This is a genomic window from Rhodococcus yunnanensis NBRC 103083 (assembly GCF_001895005.1).
Lineage (GTDB): Bacteria > Actinomycetota > Actinomycetes > Mycobacteriales > Mycobacteriaceae > Rhodococcoides > Rhodococcoides yunnanense.
This window is the reverse complement of sequence record NZ_BCXH01000030.1, coordinates 23,668-38,755: the sequence shown is the minus strand read 5'-3', so window position 1 is coordinate 38,755 and position 15,088 is coordinate 23,668. Positions and strand designations below refer to the sequence as shown.

The window sequence follows — 15,088 nt, the reverse complement described above, 5'->3', positions numbered from 1 at the left end:
TGAGTGACCGCGTGTGACATTCGCTCACTACGGGGTGTCCGGATGTGACATTCGCTCCCTCCAGCGGTGACCGGATGTGACATTCGCTCACCCCCCCCGGAGACCAAGGAAAAGCCCGGGCTCGCAGTGGAACCCGGGCTCTCGTTGAGCAGGTGTACTACTTCTTCTCCTTGCTTCCGGCGAGGGTGCCGAGGTACAGCTCGATGACCTTGGGGTCGTTCATCAGGTTGGTTCCGGTGTCGGTGTAGGCATTTCGCCCTTGGTCGAGGACGTATCCGCGATCGCAGATCTGCAGGCAGCGTCGTGCGTTCTGCTCGACCATGATGATCGAGACGCCCGTTGCGTTGATCTTCTTGCAGCGGATGAACACTTCGTCCTGGAACATCGGAGACAGGCCGGCGGACGGCTCGTCCAACAGCAGGACCGACGGTTCCATCATCAATGCCCGGCCCATGGCGACCATCTGACGTTCACCACCGGACAGCGCTCCGGCCTTGACCTTCTTGCGTTCGCCGAGGAGTGGGAACAGTTCGCTGACGAACTCGAAGCGCTCGGAGAACTTCTTGGGACGCAGATAGATTCCCATTTCGAGGTTTTCCTCGATGGTCAAGGACGGGAACACGTTCTGTGTCTGTGGAACGTATCCGACACCTTTCGTCACCAGCACATGTGCCTCGGCCGAGGTGATGTTGTCGCCGCGCAGGCTGACCGAACCTTCGCGCACCGGGATGAGGCCGAACAATGTCTTCAGCAGTGTCGACTTTCCGGCACCGTTGGGTCCGATGATGCCGACGATCTCACCGTCACGGAGGAAGAAGTTGCAATCACTGAGAATGTTGACACCCGGGATGTAGCCTGCGACGAGGTTGTCGGCACGGACCAGTGCACCTTCGGCGAGCCTGGCGTGCTCTTCCGGTGTTGCCGCAAATTCCGCCGGTGTCAGCTTCTGTGTACTCGGTTCACTCATTTCTCGTCTTCTTCCTTGGCGTGCTTGCCCGGGCCTGCGGCGAGATCCGGTGCCACGAACTCGGGTTCGGACAGATCACCGCCCGCTTCGAGTTCTTCGGCCTCGGCTTGCTCGAGCGCCTCGGCCAGTTCTGCGGTGGCGCCCACCGGGTTTCCGTCCTCGTCGAATTCGAGAGCCTGGTCGTGATGACTGCCCAGATACGCATCGACGACGGCCCCGTTGTTGGAGAGTTCTTCCGGCGTCGATTCGGCAATGACGCTGCCCTGAGCCATGACGACGACCCAATCGCTGATGTCTCGGATGACATCCATGTCGTGTTCGACGAACACGACGGTCATTCCGTCGTCACGCAGGGATTTGATGTGTCCGAGCAAGCTTTGCGTCAGAGCAGGATTGACGCCTGCCATCGGCTCGTCGAGCATCACGACCGCAGGATCGGTCATCAACGCACGGGCCATTTCGAGAAGCTTGCGCTGACCGCCGGACAGTGAACCGGCGAGGTCGTCGGCCTTGGCGTCGAGCTTGAAACGGGCCAACAGTTCATAGGCCCGCTCGGTGATCTGCCTCTCCTGCGCTTTCCACGTCCACGGCAGCAGTGTGCTCAGAATGCGTTCGCCTCGCTGGCCCGTCGCACCGAGTCGAACGTTGTCGAGCACCGTGAGTTTGGACAAAGCCTTGGTCAGCTGAAACGTCCGTACGACGCCTTTTCTCGCGACCTGGTGCGGATGCATCTTGCCGAGCGGTTGGCCGTCCATCGACCACGTGCCCGTGTCCGGTCGGTCGAATCCGGTCAGCAGGTTGAACAGCGTCGTCTTGCCCGCACCGTTAGGTCCGATGAGCCCCGTGATGCACCCTCGTTGGATTTCGAGATGGGCTACGTCGACGGCTTTGAGGCCGCCGAACGTCCGGGAGACTCCGTCGACGACGAGCGTCGCATCGGGCTTGGGTGCTCCCGGTGTGTTGGGGACTTGTGCGAACAGCGCCACACGCTGTTCCTTGCTGAGTGCGGTCGCGGCCCGTGCCGCAACCGCCGATGAGTCAGGCATTGAGTTGGACCTCTCGCTTGTTGCCGAGAATGCCCTGGGGCCTGAACACCATCAATACGGCGATCAAGATTCCCAGCAGCACGAAACGTGTTGCACCGACCTGTTGTTCGCTGAGATCGAGAAGCGGATCAGGACCGGCGATCGCTTGGCGCAGGATGGCGTCGGGAATCGACAGCAGGAACCAGAACAGCATCGCGCCCAGTACCGGACCGAACACGGTTGCCGCGCCGCCGAGGATGAGTGCACCGAAGGCGAAGAAGGTCTGTGCCGTCGAGTAGAAGTCGGGGTTGATGGACTTGGTCTGCAACGCGTTGAACACACCGCCCATACCGCCGATGACACCGCCCAGCACGAGTGCCTGCATCTTGTAGACGAACACGTTCTTGCCGAGCGAACGCGCCGCGTCCTCGTCCTCGCGGACTGCCTTGAGAACACGTCCCCACGGGCTGTGTGTCAGCAGGTAGACGAGCCCGCAGAGCAGCAGCACGAGTGACCATCCGACCACCATGGACCACAGGTCGTCGCCGTAGAACTTCACACCGAGGAAGGAGTACTGCTTGCCCGAGTCGAACGGGCTGAGCGAGGTGAACGGATCTGCGAATCCGAAAATTCCGTTGGTCGACTTGGTGATCGAATCGGTTGCTGTCGAGCGGAAGACGAGCCGAAGGATTTCCGACGCGGCAATAGTGACGATGGCCAGATAGTCCGCCCGCAGTCGCAGTGTGGGAATACCGAGCACGAGGGCGAGCAGGCCCGCTGCGCCGAGGCCGACGAGAATGCCCAACCACAGCGGCTGCTGGTAGGTGATCGTCATGATGCCGACGCCGTATCCACCGAGCAGAGCGAAACCGATCTGCCCGAAGTTGAGAAGCCCTGCGTAACCGAAGTGCAGGTTCAACCCGATCGCAAGGAGCGCGTAGAAGATGGCCGATGGCCCGATCAGCTGCGCGAGTGAGACCTGGAGAGCTCCGAGAATATCCATTTATCTCACCCGATCCTTTGCCGCGAGCCGAGAATGCCCTGGGGCCTGACGACGAGGATGAGAATCAAGACGAGCAGTCCTCCGATGTATTTGAGATCGGGATTGATGATCATCGTCGACCACTGCACGAGAAGTCCGACGATGACGCAGCCGAGGAGTGCTCCGTATGCGGTTCCCAAGCCGCCGAGTGTGATTCCGGCGAACATGAGCAGCAGTAGCTTGAACCCCATTTCCCACTGGACACGGCCGCCGAGCTCGGAGAGACCGAACAGGACACCGCCGAGTGCAGCGAGTCCACCACCCATGCACCACACGAAGGTGACGACTCGTTCGACGTTGATGCCCGACGACGCAGCGAGATCGCGGTTGTCGGCGACGGCACGCATGGCCTTGCCGATTCGGGTGCGCTGCAGCATCAGTGCGACTCCGACGAGGACGACGATGCTGATGATGATGCATGCGAGGTTGACGTTCGTGATCGCGAACGGGCCCCATTCGTTCTGCGTCTGTGCCTGGTAGTCGTCGAAGGGTTCGGCGCGGTCGGAGAAGAAGATGAGGATCAGGTATCGCAGTGCGATGGCAAGTCCGATCGAAACCACCAGCTGAGCGATCAAGCCCGTCTTGCGTTTTCGAAGTGGTCTCCAGATGGCCGCATTGTTGAGCCATCCGACGGCAACGCCGACGATGATCGCCAGAATCGTCGCCCAGATCAGCTGGATACCCACGCTCACGTTGAACACCCAGGCCGCGACAGCACCGAGCGTCACCAACTCGCCGTGCGCGAAGTTGGTGAGGCCCGTGGTGCCGAAGATGAGACTCAGGCCGACTGCGGCCAGGGCGATCACGAGACCGAATCTGAACCCGTCGACGGTAGTCCTGATGAACTTCTCGTAGAACGGAAGCTCGTTCGAGGTGCGAGCTTCGCCGAACGAGAAGATCACGGTGTTCGCGCGGCCTGCGGCGACGTCACGTTGCACTTCGGCCTGGACGCTCACCCCGTCGGGCAGGGTCTCGGCGTCGACGCTGAATGTATATGAGCCGGGGGACAATTCGAGTGTCCACTTGCCGCCGTCCGCAGAGGTCGTTCGAGCGACCTCCTCACCGGACGCATCGACGGCGATGACGTCGACGTCGGCGAGTCGTTCACCGCCGTTGTTGAGGCTGCCGCTGACCGATACTGCATCGGCAGGTGGTGATTGCGACGTCGATGCTGCAGGCGGGGGAGTCGGGGTCGGTTCCTGGGCCAGGGCAGTGCCGCCGAATGTCACTGCTGCTATGGATCCGAGTACGGCCAACACGAGGGTCTGTCTCAGTAGGCGAAGCGAGATTCGGCCTTGTCGCCGAAGTCGGTTCTTCCTTCGGGGCCATCGAACATTTGGAGCCACGCACGTCCTCCGGACGGTTGTCGGGGTGAACCCATGGAGGGCTACTGCTTGCAATTGTCGGACTCTAACCGTTGGAAGCGCACGAAATCGGCGTCTCCAATTTCCGGGAAGTATCATTTGTGTTTCGAACTACCCGACCTGCGGAGGGGGTTGCCGTTCGCGTCGGCTTCCTTCGTGTCGGAGCCTCTCCCTAGACTGGGTAACCGTGAGCCCCGTAACCGACGCACGCGCAACGTCCACATCCACCACCGGTACGTCCACCGACGGCGAACCACCGACGCTGTTGCTGATCGACGGGCACTCGATCGCGTTTCGCGCGTTCTTCGCCTTGCCCGTCGACAATTTCAAGACGACCAGTGGCCAGTCGACCAACGCTGTCTACGGGTTCACATCCATGCTGATCAACCTGCTGCGCGACGAGAAGCCGACGCATATCGCCGCAGCATTCGACGTGTCGAGGCAAACGTTCCGAGCCGAGCGTTTTCCCGAGTACAAGGCGAACAGGAGCAAGACGCCCGACGAGTTCGCCGGCCAGGTGGACATAACCAAGGACGTCCTGGGCGCCATGGGTATACCGGTCATGGCCGAGGCGGGGTTCGAGGCCGATGACATCATCGCGACGTTGGTGACCCAGGCTGAGGCACTCGGGTACCGGATTCTCGTCGTCACGGGTGATCGAGATTCGTTGCAGCTCGTCACCGACAACGTCACGGTGCTGTATCCGAAGAAGGGCGTCTCCGAACTCACCCGTTTCACTCCGGAGGAAGTCACCACCAAATATGGTCTGACCCCGTCGCAGTACCCGGATTTCGCGGCATTGCGCGGCGATCCGAGTGACAATCTCCCCGGGATTCCCGGCGTCGGCGAGAAGACCGCGACCAAATGGATCGTCGAGTACGGCTCGCTCGAAGAGCTCGTCAACAACGTCGACAAGGTCAAAGGGAAGGTTGGCGACGCGCTGCGCGCGAACCTCTCCAGTGTCGTGCTGAACCGCGAGCTCACCGAGATGGTGCGTGATGTCCCGCTGCCGTACACCCCGGATCAGCTCGAACTCGCGCCGTGGGATCGCGAGAAGATCCACGGACTGTTCGACGATCTCGAGTTCCGTGTGCTCCGCGACCGATTGTTCGAGACACTGGCTTCGGCCGAGCCGGAGGCGGAGGAAGGTTTCGATGTCCGCGGAGGCGCGGTGGCAACCGGTGAGCTCGCGGATTGGTTGGCCACTCACGCGTCGACGGGGGAGAGGCACGGCCTGTCGGTCGTCGGCCCGCGCCGTCCCTTCGACAGCGACGCGGTCTCGATCGCGATTGCAGCATCCGGCGGGGAAGGTGGTTTCGTCGATACCAGCGCACTCGACGAATCCGATGAGAAGGCGCTCGCAGCATGGTTGGCGGACAGCGGCCAGCCCAAAGCGTTGCACGAGGCGAAATGGGCGGTTCATGCTCTACGCGGCCGTGGCTGGACGCTGAACGGTGTTACCAGTGACACCGCTCTGGCGGCGTATCTCGTTCGCCCCGGGCAGCGCAGCTTCAACCTCGACGATCTATGCCTGCGGTACCTCAAGCGTGAGCTTCGGGTGGAGGACTCGGTCGAAGGACAGATGTCTCTTCTCGACACCGAGGAAGTCGCCGACGCCGCCGTCGCAGAGGGGGAAATTCTGCGTGCACAGGCGATCCTCGACTTGGCGGCCGCGCTGGATGCGGAGCTGGTCACCATCGAGTCGAGTTCTTTGCTCGCCGATATGGAGCTCCCGCTGCTCTCGGTGCTTGCGGACCTCGAAGCAACCGGCATCGCAGTGGACAGCAGCCACCTCGGTGATCTGCAGAGCCAGTTCGCCGCACAGGTCGCCGAGGCAGCGAATTCCGCATACGAGGTGATCGGCAAGCAGATCAATCTCGGCTCACCGAAGCAGCTTCAGGTAGTGCTCTTCGACGAGTTGGAGATGCCGAAGACCAAGAAGACGAAGACGGGCTACACCACCGATGCCGACGCACTGCAAGGCTTGTTCGAGAAGACCCAACACCCGTTCCTGAAGTTCCTGCTCGACCATCGTGATGCCACTCGTATGAAGGTGACTGTCGACGGTTTGCTGAAATCGGTGTCCGACGACGGCCGGATCCATACGACGTTCAACCAGACGGTAGCGGCGACAGGTCGGCTGTCGTCGACCGATCCGAATTTGCAGAATATCCCTGTCCGCAACGAGGCGGGCCGTCACATTCGGGACGGATTCGTCGTCGGCGAGGGCTACGACACCCTGCTGACCGCCGACTACAGCCAGATCGAGATGCGCATCATGGCGCACCTGTCCGGTGACGAAGGTCTGATCGAGGCCTTCAACACCGGCGAGGACCTGCACAGTTTTGTGGGCGCACGTGCATTCGGTGTTCCCATCGAGGAAGTGACCCCTGAGCTTCGACGTCGGGTCAAGGCCATGTCGTACGGGTTGGCCTACGGCCTGAGCGCGTTCGGGCTCGCGGCACAACTGAAGATCTCGACCGACGAGGCAAAACAACAGATGGAAGCGTATTTCTCCCGCTTCGGCGGCGTCCGGGACTACCTGCGCAGCGCCGTCGAGGAGTCACGCAAGGTCGGTTACACCTCGACGTTGTACGGCAGGCGGCGTTACCTCCCCGACCTGAACAGCGACAACCGTCAACGTCGCGAGGTTGCCGAGCGGGCGGCACTCAATGCGCCGATTCAGGGCACCGCCGCCGACATCATCAAGGTCGCGATGATCGATGTGCACGAGGCGCTGTCGCGGACCGGTCTCCGCTCACGGATGCTGTTACAGGTCCACGACGAGTTGGTACTCGAGGTCGTGGAGTCCGAACGCGAGGAGGTCGAAGCGCTCGTACGCGAGAAGATGTCCTCGGCGATCACTCTGTCCGTGCCGCTCGAGGTCTCCGTCGGCACCGGAACCAGCTGGGACAAAGCAGCTCACTAGACAACGACAAAGCCGGCCGCGAAAAGCGGCCGGCTTTGTCGAGCTGCGTGCTGTTACTGGGCGTCAGCTGCCTCGGTCTTCTCGGCAAGCTGCTTGCGGACCTCGTCCATGTCGAGTGCCTTCACCTGACCCACCAGATCTTCCAGTGCCGATGCCGGCAGTGCACCGGGCTGCGCGAAGACGAGAACGCCTTCGCGGAAGGCCATGATCGTCGGAATCGACTGGATGTTGGCTGCCGCCGCGAGTCCCTGTTCTGCTTCGGTGTCGACCTTGGCGTGCACCACGTCGGGGTGCGCGTCCGAAGACTTCTCGAACGTCGGAGCGAACTGACGGCACGGTCCACACCACGAAGCCCAGAAGTCGACCAGGACGACGTCGTTTTCTCCGACGATCTCGTCGAAGTTCTGCCCTGTCAATGTCTGTGTTGCCACGCCTACCCCTTCGTCGATGCTTGTTGTCTCTCTGGGAGCATCAACGCGGGGAGGTGTCAGAATCTTCCCGTCACGCCGGTTGGGGTGCCGCCCGAAACGTGCGACGGTAGGAATTGGGCGTTGTGCAGCGAACCCGAACGAAGTGCTGGCGCATCACCGCGGCGTTGCCGAAGCCGACACGTTCGGCGATGACGTCCATCGACAGGTCCGAGTTCTCCAGCAGTTGTTGAGCCGCGAGGACCCGTTGATCGTTGAGCCAGCGAGCTGGCGTGGTTCCGGTCTCGGCCTGGAAACGCCGTGCGAATGTCCTCGACGAAAGATTCACCCGAGCCGAGAGAGCTTGAACCGACAGTTCCGAGTCCAGATTCTCGGTCATCCAGTCCAGCAGCGGCGCCAAGGTCTCGACCTCGACGGTGGGAAGCGGGGTGGTGACGAACTGGGCCTGCCCGCCGTCGCGGTGCGGGGGTACGACCATCCGCCGCGCGATGCCGTTCGCGACGGTGCTGCCCTGCTCCTTGCGCACGATGTGCAAACACAGGTCGATGCCTGCGGCTGTACCCGCGCTGGTCAGAACGTTCCCGTCGTCGACGTACAGAACGTTGCGGTCGACCTCTGCACGTGGATACTCGGCGGCCAGACGGGCGGAATGACGCCAGTGCGTCGTGCAGCGGCGTCCGTCGAGCAATCCCGCTTTTCCGAGAACGAAGGCGCCGTTGCAGAGACTGGCCACCTTGGCGCCGCGCGCGACAGCGGCTCGCAGTTTGACCAACAGCGGCTCCACCGAGTGGTCGTATTCGGTGTTGCAGACGTAACTGCCGTCGACCGAGGCGTGAGTGCCGCCTGCCGGGATGATGATGAGGTCTGCGTCGTCGAGTTGCGACAGATCGTAGGGAACGTCGATGGTGTAGCCGAACCGCGATCTGATGGGCTCTGCGACACCGGCGATCAACGAGAAATCGTAGGTCGGCAAGCCCTCGTCGGACCTGTCGAAACCGAAGACCTCGCAGGCGACGCCGAGCTCGAACTGTTCGGTCAACGGCATGAGCGGTACCACTACGCGTTTCAGCACCTGCCAAGTATGGCAGAAAAACGATGAACTATGTCATATCTGCCACTGTTCCGAGAGATTGCCTGGTAGCAGGCTTGCGATATGACAATCGCACTTGTTGTTCTGGCTGTTCTCGCTGTGATGTACGTGGCCGTAGCGCTCGGGTACGCACCGGATACCCACGCGGAGGTGACCCAGTTCGGCGACTACCGGTTCTGAAAGCCCTCTCACCCGACGGGCCACTCGACCTTTCGTTCCCCGTCCCACCGCCGCAGCGCAACCGTGGCGCCCGTCAGTACGGCGGGTACGGAGTCGAGCCGTCGGAGCGCCGCGGCGAGTTCGGCTTCGGTGAGCCGGCGAGCGAGCGTGACGTGTGGTGTCCAGTGACCTGGCGCAGTGTGAGCTCGGAGCCCGTGCGATGTCCCGGCGAGCGAGGACACCGCATCGTGTAGCGACAGAAGATCGCGAGACGGAATCACCAACCGCGCGAGCGTCGCGTGCTTCCCGCGAAACACCACGAACGGTCCGAGCCGAATGGGAAACAGCACCGCGAGGGGCGTGCTCGCGATACCCCGATCCAGTTCCTCGAACTCGTCGGCGACCGACACCGTCACGTGTGGACGATTGGATTCACCGCGGTGACGCCCTTGACTGGGCAGGTCGGCGTCGACGAGTACTTGCCACTCCGCCCTGACCGCCGCGTCGAGTGCGTCGTCGAGGAGTAATTCCACTGACTGGACCATAGTGAGCCATGATGGCTGATGTGACTCACGGCCATACACCGGCAGTACGTATCGGATCGATGACAGGTGACGGCATCGGCCATGAAATTGTGCCTGCGACGATGCACGTCGTCGACGCGGCCGCGCAGGCCGAACATCTGTCGATCGAGTGGGTGGACCTGCCGTTGGGACGGGACGCACTCGAATCGCACGGATCGCCGGTTCCGGATTCGACTCTCGACGAGTTGAAGACGTTGTCCGGATGGGTACTCGGTCCTCACGACAGCGCGTCGTATCCGGAGCCGTTTCGGTCTCGGCTCACCCCGGGCGGAGTGGTGCGCAAGACGTTCGACCTGTTCGCCAACATCCGTCCTGCACTCGCGCATCCGGGGGTGCGGGCGGTGTCGCCCAACATGGATCTCGTCGTCGTCCGCGAGAACACCGAGGGGTTCTACGCAGACCGAAACATGTTCGTGGGCAGCGGGGAATTCATGCCGACGCCGGACGTCGCGCTCGCAGTCGGGGTCTTCACCCGCACAGCATGCGAGCGCATCGCACGTGAAGCTTTCACGCTGGCCCGAGCCCGACGCAAGCATGTCACGATCGTGCACAAGGCCAATGTCCTCTCGCTCTCGACCGGGTTGTTCCGCGACGTCTGCAGGGAAGTCTCCGAACAGTTTCCGGATGTCACCGTCGACGAGGAACACATCGACGCGCTGACTGCCCACCTCGTCCGCAGAGGCGACGCATTCGATGTCATCGTCGCGGAGAACATGTTCGGCGACATACTGTCCGATCTGGCGGGCGAGCTGTCCGGCTCGCTCGGGATGGCACCGTCGCTCAACTCGTCGGAGACGAAAGCGATGGCCCAGGCAGCGCACGGCTCCGCGCCCGACATTGCGGGTAAGAACCGGGCGAACCCGACGGCGCTGTTTCTGTCTGCCGCGATGCTCCTCGACTGGCTCGCGGCACACGACGATCGGCCGGCGTTGTCTCGCGCCGCGGGCCGCATCCGGCGTGCGGTGACGGCCACGCTCGAGTCCGGAGTGGCGACGGCAGATCTCGGCGGCCGCGCATCGACGGGTGAGTTCACCGAGACGGTCGTCGCCCGCACACTTCGGCTCTGAGGTCGGCGCGGACCGTGAATCAGGCCGACGTCAGTTGGGCTTTCGGCAGCTGAAGATCGCGGTGCCGGGGAAGAGTTGACCACGCAGCGGGCTCCACTGGCCCCACTCGCGATCCAACCATTCGGGCCAATCCGGCTCGACGATGTCGCGCAGCTCCAGGCCTGCTGCGACGACCTCGCGGACACGGTCGCCGATCGTCCGGTGATGCTCGACGTAGGTAGGGGTGCCCTCCGGATCGAATTCCACGTACGGAGTCCGGTCGAAATACGGAATAGTCGCCGTCAGCCCGAGCGGACCCGGGTCGTCGGGGAAGATCCATCGCATCGGGTGATTCACGGCGAAGACCCACATACCGCCTGGGCGTAGGACACGCGCGACCTCCACCATGACGTTCGCGGAATCGGCGACGAAGGGTACGGCCCCGAAGGCCGAGCATGCGATGTCGAAACTTGCGTCGGCGAAGGGAAGCGACTCGGCGCTGGCTTGCACCAGCGGCACACGTGTACCGCCTGATGCCATCGCGGACAGACCGCGTTCGAGCATCCCGGCCGATATGTCGAGGCCGACCGCGCGGGCGCCGTGGGCTCCAAGCCAGCGAGCGCAGGGGGCCGAGCCGCAGCCGACTTCGAGCACGTCCTTGTCCTCGATGTCGCCGAGCAGTTGCGCGTCGCCTTCGTGCAGCCCCTCCGGGCACCACACGAACTCGCCCTGCTCGGTGCCGACGCCCAGGAATTCACCGTGTGTTCGGTGGTACTCCTCTGCGTCCGAATCCCACCAGGATCGGCTTGCGCGATCGCTGGCGTCGGACGAGATCCGAGCGCGGCCTGGTACAACGGAAGTCCGAGGCTCCTCGGAGGCGGAAGGGCTGTCGTTCACGGACGACACGTTAGTCGGCGGTCTCGCTCGTGCCAGGTTTGCCGCTTGCCCTGCCAGGTTTGCCGGTGGCCCCTGCCAGGTTTGCCGGTGGCCCCTGCCAGGTTTGCCGCTTGCCCTGCCAGGTTTGCCCAGGTATGAGGCGATCGCGTACCCTGTTGGACGCGAGTGTGTTGACGCTGCGCGGGGATGATCGGATCCGGTTCGTCCGGTCCTGGTGCTCGACGCGTGGTGGAACATTTTCGTTCTTCATTTGTTTCTACAGTCCGACCGAACATCCATCAACCGATACCCAACCCGTCCGGAGCAACTCAACACATGCCCTCAACCACAACCTCACCGCAGGTAGCCGTCAACGACATCGGCTCCGCAGAGGATTTCCTCGCAGCCATCGACGCCACGATCAAGTACTTCAACGATGGTGACATCGTCGAAGGAACTATCGTCAAGGTCGATCGCGACGAGGTTCTGCTCGACATCGGTTACAAGACCGAAGGCGTCATCCCTTCCCGTGAGCTCTCCATCAAGCACGACGTCGACCCCAACGAGGTCGTCTCCGTGGGCGATGAGGTCGAAGCTCTCGTTCTCACCAAGGAGGACAAGGAAGGCCGCCTGATCCTGTCCAAGAAGCGAGCTCAGTACGAGCGCGCATGGGGCACGATCGAGGAGCTCAAGGAGAAGGACGAGGCCGTCAAGGGCACCGTCATCGAGGTCGTCAAGGGTGGACTCATCCTCGACATCGGCCTCCGTGGCTTCCTGCCTGCCTCGCTCGTCGAGATGCGTCGCGTTCGCGACCTCCAGCCGTACGTCGGCAAGGAGATCGAGGCCAAGATCATCGAGCTCGACAAGAACCGCAACAACGTGGTCCTGTCGCGTCGTGCATGGCTCGAGCAGACTCAGTCCGAGGTCCGCAGCGAGTTCTTGCACCAGCTCCAGAAGGGGCAGGTCCGCAAGGGCTTCGTTTCCTCGATCGTCAACTTCGGTGCATTCGTGGACCTGGGCGGCGTCGACGGACTCGTTCACGTTTCCGAGCTGTCCTGGAAGCACATCGATCACCCGTCCGAGGTTGTCGAGGTCGGCACCGAGGTCACCGTCGAGGTTCTCGACGTCGATCTGGACCGCGAGCGTGTTTCGCTGTCGCTCAAGGCAACTCAGGAAGATCCGTGGCGTCAGTTCGCTCGTACGCACGCGATCGGTCAGATCGTTCCCGGTAAGGTCACCAAGCTCGTTCCGTTCGGTGCGTTCGTGCGCGTCGAAGAGGGCATCGAGGGCCTCGTGCACATCTCCGAGTTGGCCGAGCGCCACGTGGAGGTTCCGGACCAGGTCGTGGGTGTCGGAGACGACGCACTCGTCAAGGTCATCGACATCGATCTCGAGCGTCGTCGTATCTCGCTGAGCCTCAAGCAGGCCAACGAGGACTACGCGGAAGAGTTCGATCCGTCCAAGTACGGCATGGCCGACTCGTACGACGATGCGGGCAACTACATCTTCCCCGAGGGCTTCGACTCCGAGACCAACGAGTGGCTCGAAGGTTACGAGAAGCAGCGTGAAGAGTGGGAAGGCCGCTACGCCGAGGCGGAGCGTCGCCACAAGATGCACACGGCTCAGATGGAGAAGACGGCGAAGGACGAGGCTGCAGAAGCCGCCAACACCAACTACTCCTCCGAGTCGGGTCAGTCGAACGATGACGAAGGTGATGCTCCCGCAGCATCGGCTCCGGCTTCGACCGGCGGATCGCTGGCCAGCGATGCTCAGCTCGCTGCGCTTCGTGAGAAGTTGTCGGGCAACGCTTGATAGAAGGTGTCCACCCGTGAGGGTGTGACCGCAGCCCCGGTCCTCTTCGGAGGGCCGGGGCTCACCTCGTTCTTGGGCATGAATGGCGCAGTCACGCTATCCATCCGGATGAATGGCGCATTCAAGCGGTCAGACGCCCCAAGCACACAAAAATGGACCCGATCCGTAAGGATTCGGGTCCATAGTCGTTTCGGCGGGTTGGCTCAACCTGCGACGGCGGGGCTCCACTGCGCCACGGTCGACGTCCGCTTGCGCATGGAAGCGAAGCTGTGACGAGCCGGGCTGAGCAGAGTGGTGAACCAATTGCGCCGATGGTCGGCCAACGCCAGGGCAACCTCGGGGATGAGAATGACATGAACTCCCGATTCCATGCCGAGACGGTGCCGACCCGGTTGGATCTGATTGCTTCGCATCTTTTTCCTTTTCGCTGGAAGTGGGTCGGCAAAATACTTATCTCGCACGACGAAGATAACGGACGAACCGGTGAACCTGATGCATTTGGGGCTGGTGTGCTTCGGCGTGTTCGATGACAGACTGGTCGTCATGTTGAGACTCGGCCTCACTGGAGGCATCGGAGCGGGTAAGTCCACAGTGTCGAAGATCCTGTCCGGATCGGGAGGCGTCCTGATCGACGCGGATGCGATCGCACGCGAGGTGGTGGAACCAGGAACGACTGGACTCGAGCAACTGGTCGCAGCGTTCGGTAAGGACATTCTGTCTCCGGACGGCAGCTTGGACCGTCCTGCATTGGCAGCCAAGGCATTCGGCAGTGACGATGCACGGGCGACGCTCAATTCGATCGTGCATCCCCTCGTCGGGGCGCGGACCGTGGAGTTGCTGGACGGTGCGCCTGCCGACGCGGTAGTCGTTCAGGACATCCCGTTGTTGGTCGAGGGCAACTCGGGAGCGTTGTTCCACCTCGTCGCCGTCGTGTTCGCCGACGCGGAAGAGCGGGTGGAGCGGCTCGTCGGACAGCGAAAGATGCCTGAGCACGACGCGCGGGCCCGAATCGCGGCGCAGGCATCGGACGACGCGCGCCGCGCAGCAGCAGACATCTGGATCGACAACAGCGGAGCCCCAGGCGATATCGACGATGTCGTGCGCGCCCTGTGGTCGGAACGGCTCGTGCCGTTCGAGAGGAACATCAGGAACGGCGTCGTCGTCAGAACAGCCCCGACGCTCGTGCCGGCGGACCCGACGTGGCCCGCACAGGCCGAGAGGTTGATCGCCAGGCTGGCGTTGGTGTGCGGAAGTGCCGCAGCGAGAATTGATCACATCGGTTCGACGGCAGTACCGGGCCTCGCTGCCAAGGACGTGATCGACATCCAGATCACCGTGGGGAGTCTCGACGTAGCGGACTCATTGGCAGAGTCGTTGAGAGAAAAAGGATTTCCGCGAATCGAGCACATCACGTCCGACGACCCGAAGCCTGCATACGGAATCGGTGGTGAAGCAGATCCTGCGGTGTGGGGCAAGCGGATACACGGGGGAGCCGATCCCGGGCGTCCGGTGAACGTGCACATACGAGTCGACGGTTGGCCCGGTCAGCAGTTCGCGCTGGTTTTCCGTGACTGGTTACGCGCCGATGCCGAGGCGGCCGCCGACTATCTCGTCGTCAAGGAATCGGCTGCTGCGGCTGCGGTGGGTGTGACCGAGTACCGAGATGCGATCGAGGCGTACATCAACGTCAAAACGCCGTGGTTCGACGGCGCATACCACCGTGCCTGGGAATGGGCGGAGAAGACGGGGTGGTCGGCCTGACGCAT

At 62.5% G+C, this 15,088-nt stretch carries 13 protein-coding genes; 4 read left to right on the top strand and 9 right to left on the bottom strand.

Going from position 1 to position 15,088, the window contains the following annotated elements:
• Positions 1-157: 157 nt before the first annotated feature.
• From RY1_RS28400 to RY1_RS28385, 4 genes are read right to left on the bottom strand one after another with little or no spacing between them, the layout of a single operon-like run.
• Positions 158-967: an ABC transporter ATP-binding protein gene (locus RY1_RS28400; protein ID WP_072807391.1), complete on the bottom strand. Its 810-nt coding sequence runs from the start codon at positions 965-967 to the stop codon at positions 158-160.
• On the bottom strand, positions 964-2,013 hold the full coding sequence (locus RY1_RS28395; protein WP_072807390.1) for an ABC transporter ATP-binding protein: 1,050 nt from the start codon (positions 2,011-2,013) through the stop codon (positions 964-966). The genes RY1_RS28400 and RY1_RS28395 overlap by 4 nt, the downstream gene beginning before the upstream one ends.
• Positions 2,006-2,995 (bottom strand): branched-chain amino acid ABC transporter permease, encoded by a 990-nt coding sequence (locus RY1_RS28390; protein WP_072807389.1) that lies wholly within the window; start codon positions 2,993-2,995, stop codon positions 2,006-2,008. The genes RY1_RS28395 and RY1_RS28390 overlap by 8 nt, the downstream gene beginning before the upstream one ends.
• Positions 2,996-3,000: 5 nt before the next feature.
• Complete coding sequence (locus RY1_RS28385) at positions 3,001-4,293, bottom strand: ABC transporter permease subunit (protein WP_072807388.1); 1,293 nt, start codon at positions 4,291-4,293, stop codon at positions 3,001-3,003.
• A 292-nt stretch (positions 4,294-4,585) separates the two neighbouring features.
• Between RY1_RS28385 and polA the strand changes: the two genes are divergently transcribed.
• Positions 4,586-7,327 (top strand): DNA polymerase I, encoded by a 2,742-nt coding sequence (polA, locus tag RY1_RS28380; protein WP_072807387.1) that lies wholly within the window; start codon positions 4,586-4,588, stop codon positions 7,325-7,327.
• A 53-nt stretch (positions 7,328-7,380) separates the two neighbouring features.
• Here the strand turns inward: polA and trxA are convergent, their stop codons facing one another.
• From trxA to RY1_RS28365, 3 genes are all read right to left on the bottom strand, one after another.
• Positions 7,381-7,758: a thioredoxin gene (trxA, locus tag RY1_RS28375; RefSeq protein WP_072807386.1), complete on the bottom strand. Its 378-nt coding sequence runs from the start codon at positions 7,756-7,758 to the stop codon at positions 7,381-7,383.
• 70 nt (positions 7,759-7,828) lie between these two features.
• Positions 7,829-8,827 (bottom strand): helix-turn-helix domain-containing protein, encoded by a 999-nt coding sequence (locus RY1_RS28370; protein WP_072807385.1) that lies wholly within the window; start codon positions 8,825-8,827, stop codon positions 7,829-7,831.
• Positions 8,828-9,033: 206 nt separating this feature from the next.
• A complete protein-coding gene (locus RY1_RS28365) occupies positions 9,034-9,549 on the bottom strand; it encodes a 2'-5' RNA ligase family protein (protein ID WP_072807384.1) in 516 nt (171 codons plus the stop codon).
• Between the two features lie 11 nt (positions 9,550-9,560).
• Between RY1_RS28365 and RY1_RS28360 the strand changes: the two genes are divergently transcribed.
• On the top strand, positions 9,561-10,655 hold the full coding sequence (locus tag RY1_RS28360; RefSeq protein WP_072807399.1) for an isocitrate/isopropylmalate dehydrogenase family protein: 1,095 nt from the start codon (positions 9,561-9,563) through the stop codon (positions 10,653-10,655).
• A 30-nt stretch (positions 10,656-10,685) separates the two neighbouring features.
• On the opposite strand, the gene RY1_RS28355 is transcribed toward RY1_RS28360, so the two are convergent.
• A complete protein-coding gene (locus RY1_RS28355) occupies positions 10,686-11,531 on the bottom strand; it encodes a class I SAM-dependent methyltransferase (protein WP_072807398.1) in 846 nt (281 codons plus the stop codon).
• A gap of 315 nt (positions 11,532-11,846) precedes the next feature.
• On the opposite strand from RY1_RS28355, the gene rpsA reads away from it, so the two are divergent.
• Positions 11,847-13,322 (top strand): 30S ribosomal protein S1, encoded by a 1,476-nt coding sequence (gene rpsA, locus RY1_RS28350; RefSeq protein ID WP_072807383.1) that lies wholly within the window; start codon positions 11,847-11,849, stop codon positions 13,320-13,322.
• 203 nt (positions 13,323-13,525) lie between these two features.
• Here rpsA and RY1_RS28345 read toward each other — a convergent pair whose 3' ends face one another.
• Positions 13,526-13,693 (bottom strand): hypothetical protein, encoded by a 168-nt coding sequence (locus tag RY1_RS28345; RefSeq protein ID WP_371829515.1) that lies wholly within the window; start codon positions 13,691-13,693, stop codon positions 13,526-13,528.
• A 172-nt stretch (positions 13,694-13,865) separates the two neighbouring features.
• Here RY1_RS28345 and coaE point away from each other — a divergent pair, with 172 nt between their 5' ends.
• Positions 13,866-15,083 carry a dephospho-CoA kinase gene (gene coaE / locus RY1_RS28340; RefSeq protein WP_072807397.1) on the top strand — a complete coding sequence of 406 codons (1,218 nt, stop codon included), beginning with the start codon at positions 13,866-13,868 and terminating at the stop codon, positions 15,081-15,083.
• The last annotated feature ends 5 nt before the right edge of the window (positions 15,084-15,088 follow it).

What these genes read in the sequence shown, in the direction of transcription:
- RY1_RS28400 (WP_072807391.1), bottom strand. Translation starts at nt 967, where the DNA reads ATGAGTGAACCGAGTACACAGAAGCTGACACCGGCGGAATTTGCGGCA.
- RY1_RS28395 (WP_072807390.1), bottom strand. Translation starts at nt 2,013, where the DNA reads ATGCCTGACTCATCGGCGGTTGCGGCACGGGCCGCGACCGCACTCAGC.
- RY1_RS28390 (WP_072807389.1), bottom strand. Translation starts at nt 2,995, where the DNA reads ATGGATATTCTCGGAGCTCTCCAGGTCTCACTCGCGCAGCTGATCGGG.
- RY1_RS28365 (WP_072807384.1), bottom strand. Translation starts at nt 9,549, where the DNA reads ATGGTCCAGTCAGTGGAATTACTCCTCGACGACGCACTCGACGCGGCG.
- RY1_RS28360 (WP_072807399.1), top strand. Translation starts at nt 9,561, where the DNA reads ATGGCTGATGTGACTCACGGCCATACACCGGCAGTACGTATCGGATCG.
- rpsA (WP_072807383.1), top strand. Translation starts at nt 11,847, where the DNA reads ATGCCCTCAACCACAACCTCACCGCAGGTAGCCGTCAACGACATCGGC.
- RY1_RS28345 (WP_371829515.1), bottom strand. Translation starts at nt 13,693, where the DNA reads ATGGAATCGGGAGTTCATGTCATTCTCATCCCCGAGGTTGCCCTGGCG.
- coaE (WP_072807397.1), top strand. Translation starts at nt 13,866, where the DNA reads ATGTTGAGACTCGGCCTCACTGGAGGCATCGGAGCGGGTAAGTCCACA.